This window comes from Microvirga makkahensis (assembly GCF_009830105.1).
Classification (GTDB): Bacteria; Pseudomonadota; Alphaproteobacteria; order Rhizobiales; family Beijerinckiaceae; genus Microvirga; species Microvirga makkahensis.
On record NZ_WURB01000026.1, the window covers coordinates 18,626 to 39,251 of the forward strand.

General features: G+C 63.6%; 20 protein-coding genes and 1 pseudogene. 12 read left to right on the plus strand and 9 right to left on the minus strand.

Annotation, left to right across the window (positions count from 1 at the left end; all coding sequences use genetic code 11):
* Positions 1 to 17 precede the first annotated feature (17 nt).
* From GR328_RS21995 to zupT, 6 genes are all read left to right on the plus strand, one after another.
* Positions 18 to 686 (plus strand): exopolysaccharide biosynthesis protein, encoded by a 669-nt coding sequence (locus tag GR328_RS21995; protein WP_160887692.1) that lies wholly within the window; start codon positions 18 to 20, stop codon positions 684 to 686.
* 72 nt (positions 687 to 758) lie between these two features.
* On the plus strand, positions 759 to 1,445 hold the full coding sequence (locus GR328_RS22000) for a CNNM domain-containing protein (protein ID WP_343039450.1): 687 nt from the start codon (positions 759 to 761) through the stop codon (positions 1,443 to 1,445).
* 90 nt (positions 1,446 to 1,535) lie between these two features.
* Positions 1,536 to 2,000 (plus strand): hypothetical protein, encoded by a 465-nt coding sequence (locus GR328_RS22005; RefSeq protein ID WP_160887694.1) that lies wholly within the window; start codon positions 1,536 to 1,538, stop codon positions 1,998 to 2,000.
* Positions 2,001 to 2,060: 60 nt separating this feature from the next.
* The gene (locus GR328_RS22010) at positions 2,061 to 2,819 is read left to right on the plus strand and encodes a TerC family protein (RefSeq protein WP_160887696.1); all 759 of its coding nucleotides are present in this window, start codon (positions 2,061 to 2,063) and stop codon (positions 2,817 to 2,819) included.
* A 72-nt stretch (positions 2,820 to 2,891) separates the two neighbouring features.
* Positions 2,892 to 3,338: a 4-aminobutyrate aminotransferase gene (locus tag GR328_RS22015; protein ID WP_160887698.1), complete on the plus strand. Its 447-nt coding sequence runs from the start codon at positions 2,892 to 2,894 to the stop codon at positions 3,336 to 3,338.
* A 21-nt stretch (positions 3,339 to 3,359) separates the two neighbouring features.
* The gene (gene zupT, locus GR328_RS22020; protein ID WP_160887700.1) at positions 3,360 to 4,154 is read left to right on the plus strand and encodes a zinc transporter ZupT; all 795 of its coding nucleotides are present in this window, start codon (positions 3,360 to 3,362) and stop codon (positions 4,152 to 4,154) included.
* Between the two features lie 136 nt (positions 4,155 to 4,290).
* Here zupT and GR328_RS22025 read toward each other — a convergent pair whose 3' ends face one another.
* The 3 genes from GR328_RS22025 to GR328_RS27680 all read right to left on the minus strand — a co-directional run bounded on the left by GR328_RS22025 (position 4,291) and on the right by GR328_RS27680 (position 8,140).
* Entirely contained in the window at positions 4,291 to 5,781 is a 1,491-nt protein-coding gene (locus tag GR328_RS22025; protein ID WP_160887702.1) for a TrkH family potassium uptake protein, read from the minus strand.
* Entirely contained in the window at positions 5,782 to 7,176 is a 1,395-nt protein-coding gene (trkA, locus tag GR328_RS22030) for a Trk system potassium transporter TrkA (RefSeq protein WP_160887704.1), read from the minus strand.
* Positions 7,177 to 7,840: 664 nt separating this feature from the next.
* Entirely contained in the window at positions 7,841 to 8,140 is a 300-nt protein-coding gene (locus GR328_RS27680; protein ID WP_170304151.1) for a hypothetical protein, read from the minus strand.
* Here GR328_RS27680 and GR328_RS28650 point away from each other — a divergent pair.
* Positions 8,084 to 8,655 (plus strand): annotated as a pseudogene (locus GR328_RS28650) (multinuclear nonheme iron-dependent oxidase). The gene GR328_RS27680 and the pseudogene GR328_RS28650 sit on opposite strands and share 57 nt — an antisense overlap.
* On the opposite strand, the gene GR328_RS22040 reads toward GR328_RS28650, so the two are convergent.
* The 3 genes from GR328_RS22040 to GR328_RS26945 all read right to left on the minus strand — a co-directional run bounded on the left by GR328_RS22040 (position 8,618) and on the right by GR328_RS26945 (position 13,217).
* A complete protein-coding gene (locus GR328_RS22040) occupies positions 8,618 to 9,847 on the minus strand; it encodes an MFS transporter (protein WP_160887708.1) in 1,230 nt (409 codons plus the stop codon). The pseudogene GR328_RS28650 and the gene GR328_RS22040 sit on opposite strands and share 38 nt — an antisense overlap.
* A gap of 333 nt (positions 9,848 to 10,180) precedes the next feature.
* On the minus strand, positions 10,181 to 10,612 hold the full coding sequence (locus GR328_RS22045; RefSeq protein WP_160887710.1) for a hypothetical protein: 432 nt from the start codon (positions 10,610 to 10,612) through the stop codon (positions 10,181 to 10,183).
* Between the two features lie 646 nt (positions 10,613 to 11,258).
* Positions 11,259 to 13,217: a PAS domain-containing protein gene (locus GR328_RS26945; protein WP_246216032.1), complete on the minus strand. Its 1,959-nt coding sequence runs from the start codon at positions 13,215 to 13,217 to the stop codon at positions 11,259 to 11,261.
* A gap of 900 nt (positions 13,218 to 14,117) precedes the next feature.
* Between GR328_RS26945 and GR328_RS22055 the strand changes: the two genes are divergently transcribed.
* On the plus strand, positions 14,118 to 14,954 hold the full coding sequence (locus GR328_RS22055) for a hypothetical protein (protein ID WP_160887712.1): 837 nt from the start codon (positions 14,118 to 14,120) through the stop codon (positions 14,952 to 14,954).
* A gap of 116 nt (positions 14,955 to 15,070) precedes the next feature.
* Here GR328_RS22055 and GR328_RS22060 read toward each other — a convergent pair whose 3' ends face one another.
* The 3 genes from GR328_RS22060 to GR328_RS22070 form a co-directional block, all read right to left on the minus strand.
* Positions 15,071 to 15,406: an SUMF1/EgtB/PvdO family nonheme iron enzyme gene (locus GR328_RS22060; RefSeq protein WP_343039454.1), complete on the minus strand. Its 336-nt coding sequence runs from the start codon at positions 15,404 to 15,406 to the stop codon at positions 15,071 to 15,073.
* A gap of 9 nt (positions 15,407 to 15,415) precedes the next feature.
* On the minus strand, positions 15,416 to 16,063 hold the full coding sequence (locus tag GR328_RS22065) for a hypothetical protein (RefSeq protein ID WP_160887716.1): 648 nt from the start codon (positions 16,061 to 16,063) through the stop codon (positions 15,416 to 15,418).
* A 394-nt stretch (positions 16,064 to 16,457) separates the two neighbouring features.
* Positions 16,458 to 17,276: a DUF1194 domain-containing protein gene (locus GR328_RS22070; RefSeq protein WP_160887718.1), complete on the minus strand. Its 819-nt coding sequence runs from the start codon at positions 17,274 to 17,276 to the stop codon at positions 16,458 to 16,460.
* A gap of 242 nt (positions 17,277 to 17,518) precedes the next feature.
* Here GR328_RS22070 and GR328_RS22075 point away from each other — a divergent pair, with 242 nt between their 5' ends.
* From GR328_RS22075 to GR328_RS22090, 4 genes are all read left to right on the plus strand, one after another.
* The gene (locus tag GR328_RS22075; RefSeq protein WP_160887720.1) at positions 17,519 to 18,064 is read left to right on the plus strand and encodes an RNA polymerase sigma factor; all 546 of its coding nucleotides are present in this window, start codon (positions 17,519 to 17,521) and stop codon (positions 18,062 to 18,064) included.
* Positions 18,061 to 18,774, plus strand: a complete 714-nt coding sequence (locus GR328_RS22080; RefSeq protein WP_160887722.1) for a hypothetical protein — start codon at positions 18,061 to 18,063, stop codon at positions 18,772 to 18,774. The genes GR328_RS22075 and GR328_RS22080 overlap by 4 nt, the downstream gene beginning before the upstream one ends.
* A 106-nt stretch (positions 18,775 to 18,880) precedes the next feature.
* A complete protein-coding gene (locus tag GR328_RS22085) occupies positions 18,881 to 20,239 on the plus strand; it encodes a sulfite oxidase (RefSeq protein ID WP_160887724.1) in 1,359 nt (452 codons plus the stop codon).
* A gap of 2 nt (positions 20,240 to 20,241) precedes the next feature.
* On the plus strand, positions 20,242 to 20,625 hold the full coding sequence (locus GR328_RS22090) for a hypothetical protein (RefSeq protein ID WP_160887726.1): 384 nt from the start codon (positions 20,242 to 20,244) through the stop codon (positions 20,623 to 20,625).
* Position 20,626: the final 1 nt, after the last annotated feature.

Consider the following 20,626-nt stretch of genomic DNA (forward strand, 5'->3'; position numbering starts at 1 on the left):
TGAGCATAGACAGGACCATGCTAGACCCTTCGAGTAGTCTCTCCACCGTCGTGTCACCGGACGACGATGTGGAGCCCCGACAACGGTTCTCCGAGGTCCTGAGCAACCTTGCCCGCCAGCCCAGTCCGGTCATCAGCATCGGCAATGTGCTGAACGTCTTCGGCGGTCGGGCCTTCGGCGCTCTGATGCTCCTGTTCGCCGCCCCAAACATGCTCCCGCTGCCGCCCGGCATGTCGGCCGTCTTGGGAGCTCCCCTCCTGTTCCTGACGGCCCAGTTGATGCTCGGGCGCCCAACCCTGTGGATGCCCCGCTTCGTCTGCGAGCGGTCGATCCCCCGCAGCTTCTTCGCCCTGCTGGCGGCAAGGCTCAGTCCCATCCTGCGCCGGGCCGAACGCCTCCTGCGGCCTCGGATGGGCCTGCTGCTTCACCCGTTGTCCGAGCGGATCGTTGGCGCAGCCTGCCTGGTGCTAGCCGCTATCCTGTTCCTGCCGATCCCGTTCGGCAACATTCCCCCGGCCTTTGCGATCTCGGCGTTCGCCCTCGGCATCCTGGAGCGAGACGGTCTTGCCATGCTCATCGGCTGGCTTGCTGCCATCGGCAGCCTGCTGATCCTGGCGGCGATCTCGTCGGCGATCATTGCCGGCATCAAGGCCTTTCTCGACCAGCTTTGGATTATCATGGGATGAGGAGGCTCGCCATGAACCCTGCGGGTACACGATCAGTATCGCTGGAGGGGGGCCGCAGGCGCCTGAGACACCGTGCTTGAACTCGTCACCGTTTTCATCCTCAACGGCCTCTTTGCCCTGTCCGGACTTGCCATCGTGTCGGCTCGCAAAGCCCGCCTGAAGATGATGACGGACAACGGCCCCGCAGGAGCCAGCACAGCCTTGAAGCTGGCCGAGGATCCAGGCCGCTTTCTTTCCATGGTTCAGATCGGCATTGCTGTGGCCGGCGTGCTGACCGGTGCCTTCTCGGGCGCAGCGCTCGGCGCCGTGCTCACCGGTATCCTGAAGGCGCTAGGGGTGCCGGACGAGGCCGCGGAGCCCCTGGGCTACGGCCTCGTGATCGGCTCCATCACCTGTCTCTCCGTCGGGGTCGGCGGGCTGGTGCCCAAGTGTCTGGCGCTCAGGAATCCGGAAGGGGTCGCCTGCGCGGTCGCGCCCCTGATGGCGCTGATCTCGCGAATCGCTGCGCCGGCCGTTTGGTTTCTTGATGCCTCGCCGAAGCCGATCTTCCGACTAGCGGGCCAGAGCACCGAATTCGGGACCGCCGTGACCGAAAAGCAGCCTGAGGCGATGCAGCGGGCGGACGGCTCGGGGCTGTTGGCCGACGAGATGGCCGACAAGGTCGGCATCGCCTTATCCGAGCGGCGCGATTACGAGACTGTTGCCGCCCCCCCTGATCGGCATATTGCAGCACATGCCGGAAACGGGCGGAGCGGTTGAAACCATGGGCTGGAGCTTCGGGGTGATCGACCTCGACGGGCGCCGCATCGACAAGGTGCTGGCCACCCGTGTTGAAAATCGTGAGGCGGCATGAGCATGGGCAGGTACTCCGCTCTCTTCATGGTCGCACTGGTCATGCAGCCCGGCATGGCGGCAGCCTGCAAGCTGGAGAACGCGACCTTCCGGCCGAAGTACTCTGCTGAGCACTTCGAGATCCGCAGCAGCCGAGACGGTCGTGGTTACGTCTTCGATCTTATGGTCTGGAAGACCAACGAACAGTTCCGCTTTCGGGTCGATGTCGACGCGAGCACGGGCGCAGGGACGATCAGGTCAGCTCCCGACAGTGCAGGCCAGAACCCCGGGATCAGGACGAGCTTCCGGCTGCTGGACGGCAAGAGCCTGGAGACCACGCTCGATGGAGAGATCGGCCGCGTGTCGTTTCTCGACATGGGGCGGGCTTTCGTCGATTTTCGGATGCGGAGCAGCCGTAGCGTTGAGCCGTACACCTCTCCGCCCTCGGGCCTGTGGAACGTGACGAACTGCCGATCGAGCTAACGGCACGCAGAAGCTGGCGATGCGGCCAACCCTGAACCTGACACAAGTGAGGATTTTACAATGGACTTTTCCTGGCTCTCCGATCCGACGGCCTTGGTGGCCCTGGCAACCCTGGTCGTGATGGAGGTGGTGCTCGGCATCGACAACCTGATCTTCATCTCGATCCTCACCAACAAGCTGCCTGAGCACCAGCGCTCGAAGGCGCGGCGCATCGGCATCGGCTTAGCCTTGATCCTGCGCCTCGGGCTGCTGGGCACCATCGCCATTATCGTCACCCTCACAGAACCGATCTTTACCGCCTTCGGACATCCCTTCTCCTGGCGCGACCTGATCCTGATCGGCGGCGGTCTCTTCCTCGTCTGGAAGGCGACCAAGGAGATCCACCACAACGTGGACCCCTCCCCGTCCGACGACGTCTTCGACACGGCCAAGGCCGCCATGACCTTCGGCTCCGCGATCACCCAGATCCTGCTGCTCGATCTTGTGTTCTCCCTCGACAGCATCATCACGGCGGTGGGCATGACCGACGTGGTGATGATCATGGTCATCGCCGTGATCGCGGCCGTGACAGTGATGCTGCTGGCCGCCAACCCTCTGGCTCAGTTCATCAACAACAACCCAACGGTGGTGATGCTGGCCCTGGGCTTCCTGCTGATGATCGGCATGACCCTGATCGCGGAAGGCTTCGGAGCGCACGTGCCGAAGGGCTATATCTATGCCGCCATGGCCTTCTCGGCCTTGATCGAGGGCCTCAACATGCTCTCCCGACGCGCGGCCCGCCGCAAGCGCCCCGAAACCTCCTCCGAACCGAAACATTGAGGTCTCACGTCGGGAGGCTGCTGCAAACGCAGCCCCCCGTCAGCTCGGTTTCGCCTGAAAAGGAGCTCTTGAATGGTCCACCGGAAACGTTCCGCCACCCTGGCAGTCGCTGGCGTTCTTGTTCTGTCCGCAACCGCCGCCCTGGCTCAGGCCAACAGCGCTTACAGGAGCACGGACGCGATCGCCGGCAAAACCCACCGTCTCGGGGTCTATGGCAACGTGCGGAAGGATTGCACATCTGGGCCACTGCCGACGGTCCGCGTGGTGACCCCGCCCAGGCACGGCGAACTGAACGTGCGCAGCGGGAAACTCAAGGCCGGCCGGATTCCCCGTTGCCCGACGCTGGAGCCGACGGCGCAGGGGATCTTTTACAAGGCCAACCCGACCTACAAGGGAACCGACGAGGTCAGCTATGAAGTCAGGTCCGCCAGCGGCAAGGTGGAAACTCACACCGTCAGGATCAGCGTGAAGGATGCGCGAACCCTGGATGCCAAGCCGGATCAGGACGCCGAGCTGTGATGGGCGCCAGGCTCGATTGAGATGAGCGGGCTGTTCTCGTCGGAGGTGCTGGTCGCGCTTGGCGTATGCGCCAGCGCGGGTCTCGCTACGGCGCTGGGCAGTCTGTTCGTCCTGAGGATGGACAAGACAAACCCGCATCACCTCGCCATAGCGCTCGCCTTCGCGGGCGGCGCGATGGTGTATGTCTCGCTCGTCGAGATCTTCCCCAAATCGGCGGCATCGCTGGGCGAGGCTTATGGCGCCAAAGCGGGATATTCCTGGACCACCGTGGGGTTCTTTTGCGGTATCGGTCTGCTCGTTCTCCTCGACCGCCTCGTTCCCAATCCTCATCCGGACGTGGCCGCGACCTCGCGGCGGGACAAGGCGGCCGTCGCCCGCATGAGCTTGCTTACCGCGGCAGCGATCACGGCCCACAACCTCCCCGAGGGGCTCGCGACGTTCTTCGCCACCCTGGATGATCCTGCCGTCGGGGCCTCCCTCGCCGTCGCGATTGCGCTTCACAACATCCCCGAGGGCGTCTCGGTTGCCGTTCCCGTCTATTACGCGACCGGAAGCCGTTCGAAGGCTGTCCTGGCGTCCCTGATCTCCGGCCTCGCCGAGCCCCTCGGTGCCGTTCTCGGCTATCTGGCTCTGGCGCCGATCATGTCCCCTGCCACTCTCGGTCTGGTGTTCGGGATCCTGTCCGGGACCATGGTGTTCCTTGCATTGGAGGAACTGCTGCCGGCGGCCAAGCGCTATGCCCAGGGCCGCGAGACCGCCTACGGTATGGTGGCCGGCATGGCGGTTGTGGCGCTCAGCCTGATCCTGTTGCGGTGAGCGCCGATCCGGTCCTGATCGGCTTTCGAGACTTGCTGCTCTTCTTTGCTCCGGGCGAGAAGGGAGCCCGCGGCTATGCGATCGCCGACTTGGCAGTGCAAGAGGGAGCATCGGATGGCTCATCGGCGGTTCAGCCCTATCCGCGCCAGAACTGGGGAAAAAACAGGATCAGCACCGTGAACAACTCCAGGCGTCCCAGCAGCATGCCGAAGCAGAGGAGCCACTTGGCGGCATCCGGGAGCGTGGCGAAGTTGCCCGCCGGACCTATGATCGGCCCTAAACCCGGCCCCACGTTCGACAGAGAAGCCACAGCGGCGCTGGCGCTGGTCAGAAAGTCGAGATCAACCGCCATCAGAGCCACTGTGAGCGCGCTGTAGCAGATGAAGTAGAGCGAGAAGAACACCACCACGGACCCGATCACCTCGTCCGGCAGCGCTCGTCCGGCATAGACCCGCGGGAACACGCCTCTTGGATAGAGCAGGCGCAGGAATTGGCTCTGGAGCATCCGGATCATCACCTGAAAGCGGAAGATCTTCATCCCGCCCGACGTGGAGCCGGTGCAGCCGCCGACGAACATGAGGCCAAAGAACAGGCCAATCATGATGTTGCCCCACACCGTATAGTCCGTCGTGGCATAGCCGGTCGTCGTCACCACCGACACGACATTGAAGGCAGCCAGCCGGAGCGCGTCAGCGGCGCCGTGCCCGCCATATGCGATCAGCCATGCGGCAACGGCGATGATCACCACGGCAAGGAGACTGACCAGAAACCAGATCTGGCTGTCGCGCAGGGCATCCTGCTGTCCCTGTAGCAGGCGCAGGTAGAGCACGAATGGAACCGCTCCGGAGAGCATGAACAGAGTCGCGATCCAGTGCAGGGTAGCGTTATCCCAGCGCCCCATCGAGACGTCGGAGGTTGAGAATCCAGCGGTTGAGACGGTTGTCAGCGCATGGGCCAGAGCCTCGAAAGGCGGCATGGCCACCAGCCAGTAGGCGAGACCGCAGACCACCGTGAGCGCCACGTAGATCAGGACGATACCGGTTGCGATCTCCCGCACGCGCGGCATGACCTTTTCGGAACGGTCGGAGGATTCCGTGCGGAACAGTTGCATGCCGCCGACCCCAAGAGCGGGCAGGATGGCGATTGCGACACCGATGATGCCGATGCCGCCCAGCCATTGCAGGAGTGCCCGCCAGAGAAGAATACCTCGTGGAGCCTCATCAAGGCCGATGATGACCGTTGCGCCGGTTGTGGTCAGGCCCGATACGGACTCGAATAAGGCGTTGGTGAAACTGTCCCGCAACTGGGCATAGTCGGAAATGTAGAGAGGGATTGCTCCGAACAGCGCGATGGTCGTCCAAGCCACAGGAGTCAGGAGGAACGCTTGACGCAAGGTGAGGCCCCCGGAGAGCTGGCATCGCGTCATGCGGATCAGGGCAAACCCGCAGGCGAAGGTGATCACGCTGCCGATCAGAAAGGCCCTCCAGTTCGGATCGCCCGTGAGCGCATCGATCGCCACAGGCAGGAGCATGGCCGCTGCGAGAGCCAGGAGCATGCGGCCTGTCAGGTAGAAAACCGGACGGATATAGGGTGGCGCCCATGCGCCGGAGAATCGTGCCTCGCCCATCTATTGACCCGCACCGACCGCCGCGCTCGGTGCACCAGCCAGGATAGCCTCGGCCTTGCGGAGGGCCCGGTAGCTCACAACAGCGATGATGCTGTCGCCGGGGTACACCCGCGACGAACTGGTTGGAATGATGACCTCGCCATTGCGCACGATGGCGCCCACCAGCATCCCATCCGGCAGCTTGGCGTCCCGCAGGGTGCCCCTGACCAGCCGCGACTCCTCCTGGGCGGTCGCCTGGATCACCTCGCCGAAATCCTCCCGGAGCGTATAGAGGGCGGAGATCGACCGGTGGCGCACATGCCGCAGAATGGTCGAAATCGTGATGGCGCTCGGACTGACGACCGCATCGATACCCAGAGTTGGCAGCACGTGCTCGTAGGAGGACTTGTTGACGAGGGTAATGGCCCGGGCGCAGCCCTCGCGCTTGGCCAGGACCGAGGCGAAGATGTTGGTTTCGTCGTCGTTGGTGACGGCGATGATCGTCTCGGCGCTCTGGACATTGGCCTCGAGCAGCACGTCCTTGTCGAGGGCATCGCCATGGATCACCACGGCGGCATCGCGGAGTTCTCCCGAGATGAACTCGGCCCGCTCGCGCGAATGCTCGACCACTTTGAGCGAGACCTGCGGAGCCTTGCGGGCGATCCGGCCGGCCAGGTTCAGACCGACATTCCCGCCACCTACGATCACGATGCGCCGGGCGACCTGCTCCTCGTGGCCCAGGAAGGCCATGACGCGATCCACTTGGCTGGTCTCGGTGATGACGTAAACATCATCGCCCCGCTGCACCTGATCGTCTCCCCGGGGCACGAAGGCTTGACCGTTCCGTACGATGGCCCCGACGACGATGCCCGAACCGCCTGCGGATGACAGTTCCTTCATCCGCCGCCCGACCAGGGCGCACGCGCCGGTATTGCAGTGGACGCCGAGAAGCTGGACCCGGCCATCGGCCAGCGCGACGGTATCGAAAGCGCCAGGCGTCCGGAGGCGGCGCACGATGCCATCGGCGACCTCGACCTCAGGTGAGATGATCACATCGATAGGCAGTTGGTCGGAGGCGTAGAGCCCCCGCCAGATTGGTTCCAAGTATCCATGGTGACGGACACGGGCGATGCGGCGGGGAACTTTGAAGAGGGAATAGGCTACCTGGCAGGCAACCATGTTGACCTCGTCCGAGCGTGTCACCGCAATCAGCATGTCCGCGTCGCGAGCACCGGCTCGCTCAAGGACCTCGGGATGGGAGGCGTGGCCGACCATCCCGCGGACGTCGTAGCTCTCATCCGTTCGCCGCGCCTGCTCCGGCGAAATGTCCACCACCGTCACATTGATGCCCTCGGTCGCGAGGTGGCGGGCAATGGTCGAGCCGACCTGGCCCGCACCGCAGACGATCACTTTCATGCCGACCTCATCATCCGAATACGCTTGACATCAGGGTATTTAGGGCAGCTTTCCCGCAAGTTGTGCGGATATGTTGAAACCACTCGTGGGCATAGGGTCTTGCGGGCGGATCCCCCTCATCCGCTTCCGGCTCAAGGCGGTTGCCCTGGTGCTTTGACACCGCCGCTTCCGCACTGGCCGCGGGAGCTCGGAACGGGCTGCCGGAAGCGCTCCTTCCACGCCGCGGGAGATCATATCGCCCTGCTCCACTAAACCGGCAGTAAGATGGAAGTGGCGCGCAGCCCCGCGAATGCCGAGCCTGAACATGCAGCCAAGGAGGTGAATGCTTCTCAATTCAGCCCATGAGGTTCACGTCTGAACCAAGCCGGTGGCGGTCACATCTGGTTCAGAAAGTTGAGGTGCAACCCTCAGGGAAGGCGTGCGTTCACCATCGGTACCATGGACACCGTGAGGCTGGCGATCAAGCGCGGACAGTCCGCGTCCCGATCACTTTCTGCCCCACACGTCCTGAACATCAAGCATTAGAGGTCGATCGATGAACGAGGTGGACGGAGTTCCATCTCCCCGATACCGGCGGAGCCTTCAGCCGCTTCAAGGACACGGACCTGACCCTCAAACCGGCCGCAGGCCGACGCTCAACCATAAGGGGAGGTCCCCGTCTCCTTCATTTGCCTCCTGACAGACAGCGAAAGGACACCACATGCTCAAAGTACTCGGAGGAACCATCGGCATCATCTTCCTGATCGGCCTCGCGGTTGTGATCGGCATCCTGGCGCTGATCTTCTGACGGCCGGACCACGAAGCCTGCCGATGCCGAGGTCCTGGCCGCGGCCGCGCCAGGCATCGCGTCCGCCCCAATCCGCAAGCGACCGAACTTCTGACCGAGATCGCAAGCCATTACCCGATCTTGATCCATACGGTCGGGGCATCCATCGGCAGCGCCAACGGGATCGATCGTCGCCATCTTCGACGGATGCGCGGTCTCTCCGGCTTCATCGATCCGATCCTCGTCTCCGGCCATACCTCATCGGGAACCCATCCTCATATGTCGGGTTCCGGACGTCGACCATGACCGAGATTGAGTTCCTGTCGGAGCTGGTGCGCCGGACTGGTCGCCGGCTCCTGTGCGACGTGAGCAACGTATATCTGAGCGCCCAATGGGCTACGGCGCCTACGCCCATCACGACGGCCTGCCCGCCGTTGCCGCGGACTTCGTCCGCTGGTTCCCGCCTCCGGCTCCTGGCATCGCCGAATACGGCAAGGGTTTCCCAATCAAGCTTTCTTGCGCGCCGCCCCGGCGCCGAGCGCGTTCCTACGTCCGGCGGCTTGCCCGCCTCAGATGCCTCCTGGACAAGTGGCATTGCCCCTCGACGAGCCTCCACTGCGCGTGGAAAGGCTCGCCGTTTTCGAGTCGTCCGTTCTTCCCGAACTCGTTCCCTGCCTATCGTGACCGAAGCCTCAGTCGCGGCGCGACCATGACGAGGAGGCAGGCAGAAACCAGAGTGTAGGCCGCCAGCATCGCGAGCTGGTGCGTGACCGTCACCCCGGCATCGAACAGGTAGCCCATCAGTCCCGGTGCGAGGGCCGAGGCCAGGACGCCCCCGGAGGATGCGAGCGCACGGATGGAGCCCAGGTGCCGCGTCCCGTACAGCTCGGCCCAGATCGCACCCAGGACCGTGTTGGCGCTGCCGAGGCTGAGGCCGGACAGCACCATGAACGCTGGCGCCGCATAGGGGTTATCCGAGGCCGTCAGCACCGCCACGCCGGCGACCAGGGGCAGGAGAAAGCCGGGGAGAACGCGGGCCGCGCCGAAGCGGTCGATGGCCCAACCCGTCGCGAGGGTCGCGATCACGGTGGTCGCCGCATTGGCGGCGTACCAGCCCACGAACCAGGTCAGGTCCCAGCCCTTGGCATGCACGATGGTGATCTGGTGGAAGAAGATGCCCGTGACGACGAAGGGCGAGGTCAGCACCCCGGGCATCAGGACGTAGAAGATCGGGTCCCGCAGGACTTCGGCCCGTGTCCACTGGCGCCGTGCAGGCACAACCCTCGGGTCGGCGCCGTGCATGGCGGAGCGTTCCGGCTCGTGGGGCTCATTGCGAAACAGGAGCAGGATCAGAGGGATCGACAAGAGGGCCACGGCGGCGGCGCTCAGCCACCACGTCATGCGCCAGCCATACGCTCCCGTGAGGGCGATGGCGATGATCGGCAAAACCGCCTGGCTCGCGGGGAAGCCCATCGCGGCGATGGCGATGGCCCGCCCACGGCGGGCGACGAACCAGCGTGCCATCGCGGTCAGCGAGATGTGCCCGGGCAGCCCTTGCCCGAAAAGGCGCAGACCGAACAGGACCGGAAACAGCATCCACGCCGCCGTGACACTCGCCATCGCGGCGGCCGTCAGGGCGAGGCCGGCCAGCGTGAGCACGGACACCCGTTTCAGGTCTCTCCGGTCTGCCACGCGTCCGACCCACATCAGCACGGTAGCGCTCGCGAGGGTCGCTGCCATGTAGAACGTCCCGAAGGCCCCATCGCTCAGGCCGAACTCGCCCTTGAGGTCACTGGCAAAGAGCGCAATGAAGAACGTCTGCCCAAACGCAGAGGAGAAGGTCAGCAGGAAGCCGCCGGCGAGCCATTGCAACCTTTGGAGGCCGCTTGTCTGAGGACTATGCAATGTCCGATCCGTATGAGGAGAGGCGTCGTTGAAGGGTTCCAGAGTGTTCGGCACAAGGAACGGCAGTTCGATCCTACACCGATCAGGCCGAGAACGTGCACCTGTGCTGGCGCAGGGCAGCCTTGCTGAAGTGCCTGGCTCCGCCAGTCGGCTGCCCTACCTAAGGCCACGCGAGAGGCGGAAAGGCCGCTTAGGGTCAAAGACGACCCTTGTGAGCAATCACATGTGCGGCGGCTCACCGCCCCGTTGCAGAAATTCGCCCAAGGCGAACCTTGTGCCAATTTCAGCCATTTGCCGCGGTTGTTCAGGCATCGTAGGGCAGGCCAGATGAGTTCACTCTTTTCCAGAGGTCTCATCCTCCGGCGGCACTAGGATGGTTTCGATGGAGATCCACCCGATGCAGGTCCTCATGATTGGCGCCAGATAGGCTTGGCTGCCACTGATTTCCACCACCCGGCACGGATAGGCTCTCTGGTCACCAGCAGGCCGGTAAATCACCGTCAACCCAGGTCGGATATCTTGAGTTGCATCAGACTGGGAGGACTTAGCAACGTTGCGGTTCTCAGCCACTGCGGGCCCCGGAACGGCAACGGCCTCACTGCCGGCCCTCATCCGCTCAAGGGCAGCAATGACTACGCGGGCCTGCTCCCGATAGCGCTCCGTCACAGCCCTCAGAATAGGCCCGTGCTGGCGTCCTGGATACCAGGCCGTCCCACCGATCTTTGCCAGTTCCTCAGCAACGACTTCGATTTCCTCTTCGGTCATGCCGCTCTGCGCCTGGTGGAGATGCAAGTCTGGCCATGCTCGTGTCCCGTGCACAGGCACTGGAACAGGTAAAAGCCATTCAACCCGTTACCGGCGGCGGCAGCCCGCTCACGGAAGCCCGGTGGCGCACTATCTGCAGGGCCAAGCGAGCCCTCGCGTAGCCACTGCTCCTCAAGCAGAAACCCGGGCAGCGGGCGATCGGCCGCCACGGCACAGAGAAGTTGAGGCCGCGGCCCATTCCGGAAGAGGTGATAAGTGAAATCGCGCCTGGCACCGCACGGCTCTTGAATCACTGGCAAGGTGTTTTCCTCATGGCTGATGCCTCGCAAGCTTGGCAAGCCGATACAACCAGCATGCATTGCGCCGGCCGAGTGTCATGGCGGACTATTCCTACGTAGAAGACCGGTATCCTTCAGGCCTGCATCCCAGCGCATCAGCCGCGTACTTTGGCACCTGTCGCCCTGATGGTGATGTGCTCCCGGTGGCAAGCCAGGAGCACATGCGTTCCCGACCGCTGCGGCTGAGCTCAGGGCTTCTGATCCGTCAGAGGGCCGCCCTGCCCGGCGGCATCGGAGAAGCCAAGGCGGTGGATGGAAGGGACCGGCCAATGCGCTGCACAACTTGCCGCTCTTATCTGAGCGCCGGCTCAACGGACTGGTGGTCTGGCTTGCAGCCCTGCCCCGACCGCAATCTGCACCAGCTCAGGCAGACTTTGGGCCCCCAGGCGCTCCATGATGCGAGCCCGGTGCGCCTCAACCGTCCGCGGGCTGAGCCCAAGATCGCGCGCAATCGTTTTGTTGGTGCCGCCTGCGAGAAGCCCATCCAGCACAGCCCGCTCACGGGGTGGCAACGCTGCAACGAGCGCCCTCACGCGCTCGGTGGCTTGATCCTGCTCGGCCCTCTCTCGGATGCTCGCCTGGGCAGAAGCAAGCGCATTCAGCACCTGTTCAGGCTGGTATGGGATATCAAGGAAATCCACGGCTCCGGCCTTCATCGCCTGAACCCCAACCGCAACATTCCGACCGGCCTCTCCGAGCACAATGACCGGCAGCCCGGCCCGGCGTGCCTTCAGCTCCCTCGGGATCGTCAGCCCGCCGGCTTCGGGGCCGCGAGTATCGAGTACCACGCAGCCTGGCACCAACACCGGCGCCACCGCGAGGAAAGACTGCGCCGAGGCAAAGGACTTCACCTCGTAGCCAGCGCCCTGGAGCAGAAGGCACAGGTCCCGACGTGAGGCCTCGTCGCCGCCTACTACATAGACTGTGGAGCCTTCGTGTTGGGTTATATCCTGGGCGATGCCGCCAGCGCGCCGGATCCGTCCCTGCTCATCTCGGATCGGAAAGAACGTGTCACGGATCCAGCGCACGCCGCCGTCAGGCCGAATGATATGGTACTCGTGCGTACCCTCCTCCCCGCGTTGGGCGCGCTCGACAGTGGAGCTCGCCTGGTCACGGTCATCGGGATGAAGGGCCTTGGCCCAGTGACCCGGATCGCGTAAGGCGGCCTCCACGGGCTCGCCCCAGATCGCCTCGTAAGCCGGGCTGATGTACTCCATCTCGCGGGTCTCGAGATTCTGGATCCACAGCACGGTGGAGGAGTGCTCGGCAAACTGCCGGAACCGCTCCTCGCTGTCCCGGAGCGCCGTCTCGGCCCGGGCCCGCAGGATCGAGGCCCATGTCCGTTCGGCCACCTCCTGAATCAGCGCTATCTCGTCATCGCGCCAATGGCGCGGCTCGGTCCGATGAACATAGAAAGATGCGACCATCCGCCCGTCCCTGACCAAGGGCGCGATGATGGTTGAGCGCTTTCCCGCCTGGAGGAACTCGGCGGCGACGGGATCCTCCCCGGTGCGCGGATGCGTCAGGGGATCGTCGATGCACACGGTGCGCCCCGCCCTCAACTCCCGGTCGATCTGAGAGCCAAAGTCACAGGTGCGGTGCTCGCCCGTAAGGCTTGGAGTCGTGGCATCGGTCCAGTCGCGCTCAATCGCAAAGGACGTCCCGCTCTCGCTCAGTTCATAGTACCCGGCGCGGTTGGCTCTCAGGTGACGCCCCAGCATCTCCGCGGCAGTTGCCATGACCTCGCGTGCCTCACTGACCCCACGCAGGCGTGTGCTCAGATCGACCAGAAACCGAAGCCGCTGCTCAGTGAGCACGCGCTCTGTCGTTTCCTGCAAGATAATGAGAACACCACCAATGTTGTCAGCCGCGTCCATGACAGGGCTGAGTGAGCCGGTCCACCAAGTCTCCTCGGGGTAGCCTCTTCGCTGCACGATGTCGATGGGCACGTCCTGAACATAGGTCGTCTTGCCGTGAAGGGCTCGCGTGACCATCGGGGAAACGATATGCCATATCTCGGACCAAGCCTGCGGCAGAGGTTGCCCGAGTGCCTCGGGTCGGTTCCCCCGCAGCTGAAGGGCGGGATCATTGTAGAAGGTGATGAGGTCCGCCCCCCATGCGAGATAGGTCGCGAAGGCAGAGTGGAGCATGTTGCCGAGTGTGACACGCAGCACTTCCGGCCAAGTTTCGATGGGACCGACCGGCGAGCCTGACCAGTCATACGCCTGGATCTGAGCTCCCATGGTGCTGCCGTTCAAGAATCGCATCGTGCGCAAGTCGCTGAATCTCCATCGTTTGCCTGTGATCGGGATCGCCCAAACTTGGCTGTAAAAGGTCTGCATCACAACCAAGGGCATCAATCGCGCTCATTGGCCATTCCGCTCAATTCGAGAGCGTCAAACTGACATGAAACAACATTTCATCTAAGGGTGGAGGGTATTTCTCCATCGTAATCTGCCGACATGACAACGCGAATGCGCCCGAATAGATGAAACATACCGGCACGATTACTTTTGCCCCTACGGGCCGGACCTTGGAGCGCCCCTTGAAAGAGAGGCGCTTTCCTTTTGTTTAGACAGGACCTTCAGGAAACCTGCCTCGCAGTTCGCCGAGCCTCGCTGAGAGCTTGATCTCAGAGGTAGCCTCCAGTCCAAACAATTTTTGATGCCCCTTCCCTTCATTGTTGTCGTCATCAAACGGCAAAGGGGCACGCCGAACTGGCGTAGTGGCATGTCGAATAGCTGCGCCATTTTCAGGCTGCGTGCGTCGGAAGGGCCGCTCAAGGTCAATTACGGCCTTCAAGCGTGGCCACATAAAGGTCATCTCCATTGCTCAGGCGTGGACATATCGCTTCCCGAAGACCTGCTACGCCGCCGATGGGCAGGCGTTCAAAGGCCTCGCTACCTTGACCGATCCACATCGCTCGATAACCGGCGACATCATCTGCAAGCCTGTCGGCAGCCGCCTAGAATGTTGCTACGGCGGTACGTCCTGTCAGAAGATGCGGCACCTTGGAGTAACGTCGAATAGGCGAAGTTTGTCCGGCGAGTGGGAGCATCGCGGCAGACAGGATGAGCCATTGGCGAGTAGTGGGCCGCAAATCGCCGACCCTGTCGCGCGGCAGTGAAGTGAGATGACCCATCCATTAACAATAGGAGATGCGATGCATGAGGCAACTCGGTTTAGTGGTCCTGTTGGTGACCGGCGGGAGCGCCGCACAAGCTAATCCTGCTCACCTCGCTCTTATGCCGACGGCTGAACCCACTGTTAGCGCCGCCAGCCCCGACCGCATCGCACTGGCCCATCGCAGTTCCGGCGACGAGACGAAGAGCCGTTGCAGGCCCATAAAATTCAAGGCGGGTGGGATCTCTGCCACTGTTTCCGGTACGGTCAAGGCCGAAACGCGCGATCGTCCGGTCGACCCGCTCTGCTATTCGCTGGCCGTGTCAGACGGCCAGAGAGTCCAGGTTCGGCTACTCTCGGGGACAAACGTCGCTATCGCTATCGAGGGCATTGGCGACGCGAATGATGCCTTCGACTTCGTGACCCGCAGTGGAACCTACGAACTGCGCGTCTTTACGCTCTTTCCGATGGGTCAGCACGCCCCCTTCCGAATGCGGATCGAAGTCTCCCCGCCTCCCGATACGCCGCGCCTTCCAAATTCATCGGAAGGTTTGCCAGACCGCGCGGCCGCATCCCCCGCCGGGAAACTAAGGGGGCGATGGCTCGGACTCCATAGACGCGTCCGATTCCCACTTGGCTGCGATAGCGGCGAGCCGGTTTTCTATAGTCAGGACGGCAAGTATATGACGGAAGGGGTGATCGGGACCTGGCGATTGCAGGGCAACCGGCTGACCGAGACGGCAACGGAAATCGCTGAACCAGGCGAGCCGGGCGCCATCGGACGCCCGCATGTCAGCCGGATCGCATGGGAGGGGCCGGACAAGTTCGTGAAGACCTTTCCAGATGGCAGCCGCATGACATTCCGACGTTGCCCGTCGTAAGTCCGCGCTCTTTCTGCCCTCCGCCATAGCAGTATGGCCTCGTTTCTCCGGCGCGCCGCATATTCCCTTTCGGCCTCAGTGGGCAATCGGTACTTCCGGCGAGTCATGGCTGAGAGCTAGGCGAAATAGGCCTTCGCTTCCTTCCAGGAAATGCAAGTGGCCGGATGTGTGCGCCCGACTTCCCTGCCAGGCGTTCGGAAACCTGCAAGCTCCACGAGCGCGGGTCCTCCTGGCTTGCCTCCCGGGAAGATTCCGGGAAGGTACTCGTCGGCCCTGGCGCTGGTCGCGCCGAGGAAATTACCCTTTTTGGGACCACGGCTCGGAACGTTGAGGAGGGCACTCTCCCCCGTCTGGAAGCCGGTCTCGTCTACGAAAGCTCCGAATTCGGCGACCGTTATCTCAAACTTTCCGATTGCGAATGAATACTCGAGTGTCACCTCATGCCGTGGAATTTCGTTTCCTCACTCGGCGAAGGCGATGTTCTTGTCCTCCTCCGTTGCGCCCATCCCATAGGAGCCTGCAGGCAGCACGACCATCTCTGGACAATTGTCACAGTCCTTAAAGGTTGGCAGTGGATTAACCCCATTGCTGGTGGGGGCAGAAGAAGATTCCCCAGAATTGGTCTGCACCTGAGCGCGGGACTCCGATTTAGGATCTCCAGCGTCAGCCGCGGAGCCGCCGTAACGCCCGCCCCGAAAGCGAATTCGGTGACCGTTGACGGAGATGTCGCGCCACTGACCGGTGCGGCTGGGCAACGCCTCCAGCGTTTCGGCGATGAGATCGCCAATACTGCTTGCCCTTGGTCCGCTCAAATCGAGCACAAAGGCACTACAGCCGCGAGAACCGCAAGAATTTGCATCTCTGATGATGACAAGCGCCTCTGGTGTTCCGTCAGCATTCAGATCGACGAGGCGTGTCGAAACCTTGGCGTCTTTCTCCAAGGGAATGCCCGCCTCCTTCTCGTGTCGCCTGATGAATTGCGTGACCTTTGCGCGTAGAGCGGTCTCGTTCGCGACCTGAGCGGAAACCGGAGCTGAGCCCCCAACAAAACCTGGAAGCATTACGGCAAGTACCGCCACGGCGGCGGCCATCGCGAGAGAGCCCCGCATTCCAGCCTCCCCTTATACACCCCAGCGGCCACGGGTCACCGAACCTTGTCGGGCAAACCTGACGTAGCACAAACATACCATGATGCGCCGATACTGGAAACGCGCTCGACTCCGGGCGCGCTTTCAATCCTGGATCGGGATCTTCGACGCGAGGATTTTCCCGACAATACATGTCGAGGCCGAAATCAACCGACAGCCTCTGACGTTGGGGCATCCCTGCACTTGAGCTCGGGCACCTGATCTAACTCACTTTCGATGGTCTCGCGGTCGCCGTCGATCCTGACCGCCCTTACCAACCGAAGCCGATCGACTGAGAAAAAGAGCAGGTTGCGCGGCCCGTTCGGAAGCATCCTCCGGGGTGGCGGAGCCTCCCATCCTTGCCGTGGCGGCTTTTTCAGTTGCCGTATCGCTGCCGGACCCGATTCTCGCCCGCAAGGCAATCCGCCCGCCTATCCGACTGGGCCGGCTGGAGACGTGGCGCGACATCCGGAACCTCCACGATCTCACGGATGATCTTCGTCCTGATGGCCTGGATCAGTTGATGGCGTTCGCGCACGGGGATCATGAAAGCTCCAGGCCCCCCGATGACGCAATCCCTGAAATAGAGATCGAGATCCTCGATGTCCCAGGCGCCGCTCGGGCGCTTGAGCATGATCGGCAGCCCGTTGATCGTCATGCCCGCAGCCACTGCCTCGTCCCGGGCCTTGGTGACGTTTCGGCCTTGGTTGTTGGCTCCATCTCCGGAGATGTCGATGGCCTGACGAACGGCACGAAAGCCGCTCGCCCGCAGCAGCTGCACACTCAGATCGATCACCGCCGACAGCGATGTGTACCCCCCGCGGCGGGTCGCCTCCCGCGCCAGCCGATCCGCGAAGCCGTGTGCATCACCCGAGTCTTCGATCACCGTCCAGGGCACGAGGATCCGTTGGTCGGCGGCACCGGCCCACTCGACATAAGCCACGGCGATGCGGCCCAGCATTCCGCCACGGATGGCCGCATGGACCTCAGGAGAGCGGAAGGCTTCGATGAAGCCCTCGCGCTGCAACAGCTGCTCCTCCGTTTCCATTGACTGCGAGACATCGACCGCCAGCACGAGTGCGAGGTCCACCTCGATCTCATCGGCATCGGCAGGCACAGTGCCAACCAGCAGCAGGAGGCCAAGAACCCAAACAGAGAGAACCCAGGCGGAGAGGCCAAGCGGCACGTGGACCATCGCAAGCTCCTTTCACGGTGGGAGCGGCATGGCGTCAGCCACCCTGGGGGGAACTGGCCAACCGCTGTCCAGCTATAGGTGCAGCGAGGAAAATGGCAGGGAGAAGACCTGCCTGATCCACGGATCAGACGCAGGGACGCGACCAGCTTCCGGTCGCCCGAAGAGCTACCCATCCCGAACTGTCCTTGACAGGCTGAGGGAATGTGCTTCGATAGCTGGGCAACAGCGGCAGGTCAGGTCCGATGGCGAAGGGCTACCGCAAGCTCCACGCGGTGGAGGGCCAGGTTGGCGGAGAGCCCCTTGCCCCCGCCACGACACCGCATGAGCTGCTGCCATCCCTCCTGCCGGCCCTCCGGGCCTTCGCCCGGCGATTCATCCAGGACGCCGAGGAGGCACGTGACGTGGCCCAGGAGGTGGCGATCCGCGCGCTGAGCGCCAAAAAGATTCCGCAAGAGCGCAGTGCCTATCGCTCCTGGCTTTACCAGATCACCCGCAATACGGCAGTGGATGCCTTCAGGCGCAGGGCATTGCCGATTCCGCCCGGGCCGGACCCGGTCAGTCCCTCACTCGCCGATCGCTCCGTCATCAACGCTGTGGCAGTCCGGCAGGCTCTCCAGCGGATCTCCGAGGACCATCGCCGCATTCTGCTCCTCATCGACGTGGAAGGACTGAGTTATGCCGAGGCAGCCCAACGTCTCCGGATCCCGCCCGGAACGGTCATGAGCCGCATTGCCCGCGCCCGCGCGGCGCTGCTGGCGCTTCTCGTCGAGGAGGAGGCCATACGATGAACCCTCATGGCCCGCACCAGGCGCTTTGGATGGAGCTGAATGCCCTCGCTGACGGCGAACTCGAATCCGACCGTCTGGCTGAAGCCGCGGCCCGGATCGCCGATGATCCGGATGCCGCAAGGGCATTTGCCGCCGTAGCCGCCCTCAAGGCTGCAACCGCCAAAACGAAGTCCCCGCCAAAAGCTTTGCCGCTGCCTGCCAGTCCGGGGAGCGCACGTCGCTCCGCTGCCGTCGCAGCCGCTGTCATTCTCGGCGTGGGGCTCGGGACAGTGCTCAGCCTGCCGCAACAGCAGCCGCCCCCGCCTCATGGCCTTCTGGCTCCTGCTTCTTTGGGGCTCCCCGACGACGTTACGGTTGGCGGCCTGCGGCTGCCGAATCTGGAGACCAGCAATCTGCGTCTCGAGCGGGTGATCACCTCTGACGGACCGCCTCCATCGCTTCGGGCAAGCTATGTCGGGGAACGCGGCTGCCGCCTGAGCCTGACCATCATGCGGTCTGACGATGCCGAGAGCCTGCCGGAATATGGTCTGGCGGAACAGGTCGCCTCCTGGAGAGCAGGTCCCTACCTCTACACGATGACAAGCACCACCCGGATGGATCTCCACCGCTTTGCCTCTGTCGTGCAGATCGCCCAAGCGGCCACCCTGCCCGCGGGCTCCACTCTCGTCGCCGACGCCGCCGATCTCATGAACAGGCCCTGCCTCGGGTGAGGTCCGAGGCCCGCAGGGAATAAACGGCAACCTTCCAGCGATTAACCCTGTGCACACGGGTGCCGTGCCGGAGGTCCGGCCGCGCTCGGGCATTGGGAGGAACGCCATGACCGGGACAATCGAACGATCGCTGGACGAACTCTATGCACAGGATCCCGAGAGAGCCGATGCCGTCGTCTTCGGCCGCCGCACGGAAGTGAGCCGTCGCGGCTTTCTCAACGGAGCTGGCTTGGCGGCCATGGGCGCCGCTGTCGGCGGCTCCATTCCCTTCTCGGCCCATATGCCGGCTGGTCTGATCCCGGCAGCCCTGGCCCAGAGCCCAACCGGATCCGGCGCAGCATCTGCCAACGCAACGGGAGGCCCGAAGCCATTCAGCTTCCCGGGCAAGGACCCGGGGCTGTCCGTGCTTGGAGAGCGTCCCCTGGTGGCGGAAACGCCGGAGCATCTCCTCGATGACGAGACGACACCGACCGCCAAGTTCTACATCCGCAACAACGGCCAGATTCCCGAGCCCGCCTCGAACCCGGACAGCTGGAAGATCAAGATCGACGGAGAGGTCAATAGCCCGCTGGACCTCACCCTCGGGGAGCTCAAGCAGCGCTTTCCGAACAGGACGTACCGGATGGTGCTGGAATGCGGCGGCAATGGCCGCTCCTTCTTCCAGCCTCAGGCCCGCGGCAATCAATGGACCAATGGCGGCGCCGGCTGCGCCGAATGGACCGGCGTGCCCCTCGCGGAGGTACTCAAAGCCGCCGGCCTCAAGGACACGGCGAAGTACACGGCCCATTACGGCGCCGATCCCCATCTCTCGGGCGATCCGTCGAAGGAGGCCCTGTCCCGCGGGATGCCGATCCCGAAGGCGATGGAGGAACATGGTCTGATCGTCTGGGCGATGAACGGGGAGCCGCTGCCGAACATCCATGGCGGACCGGTGAGGCTGGTGATCCCCGGCTGGCCGGGATCGCTCAGCCACAAGTGGCTGACCCGTGTCTGGATCCGCGACAGGGAGCACGACGGGCAGGGCATGACCGGCACCTCCTATCGCGTTGCGATCAGGCCGATGGTTCCCGGCAGCAAGGCGGACGATTCGAACTTCCGCATTCTCGAATCCATGCCCGTGCGGGGCATCATCACCAATCCGGCGAACGGCACGCGCCTTCCAGCCGGAACTCGGACAATCGCGCTGCGCGGCGCCGCCTGGGACGGGGAGCATGGTGTTGCGCGGGTCGACGTCTCGAACGACTTCGGAGCAACTTGGACTCAAACCCAACTGACTCCGCCGAAGAATCGTTATGACTGGTCGCGGTGGGTAGCCAGCGTGGAGTTGCCGGTCGACGGCTATTACGAACTCTGGGTCCGCGCCACGGACACGCAGGGGCGGATGCAGCCTCACATCGCGCCCGGCTGGAATCCGCAAGGCTACGGCGGCAATCCGATGCACCGGATCGCAGTGCTGGTGGGTTGAGCATGCAGGTCAAAAAACCCTCGATTCGGAAGGCCGGGCTCGCACCCGGCCTTCTGCTGGCCGTCCTCATCCTCTCGGGCGGCGCCACCGCCCAGACACCGGCCTTCACGCCTCAGGACGAGCGGTTAGAGGATCTGCCGGCCGGGGCCGGACGCGACGAGACGTTCGGGCTCTGCACCGCCTGCCATGGCTTCAGACTGGTCTCCAACCAGGGCCAGACACGCGAGCAGTGGGACGACACGCTCACCTGGATGACCGAGAGGCACAACATGCCCGACGTCCAAGGCGCGGAGCGCGAGCTGATCCTCGATTATCTAGCTCAGCACTACCCGCCCAGGGCTCCCTCCCGTGCAGGAGGGTGGAAGAACCCGTTCGCACCGCAATAGC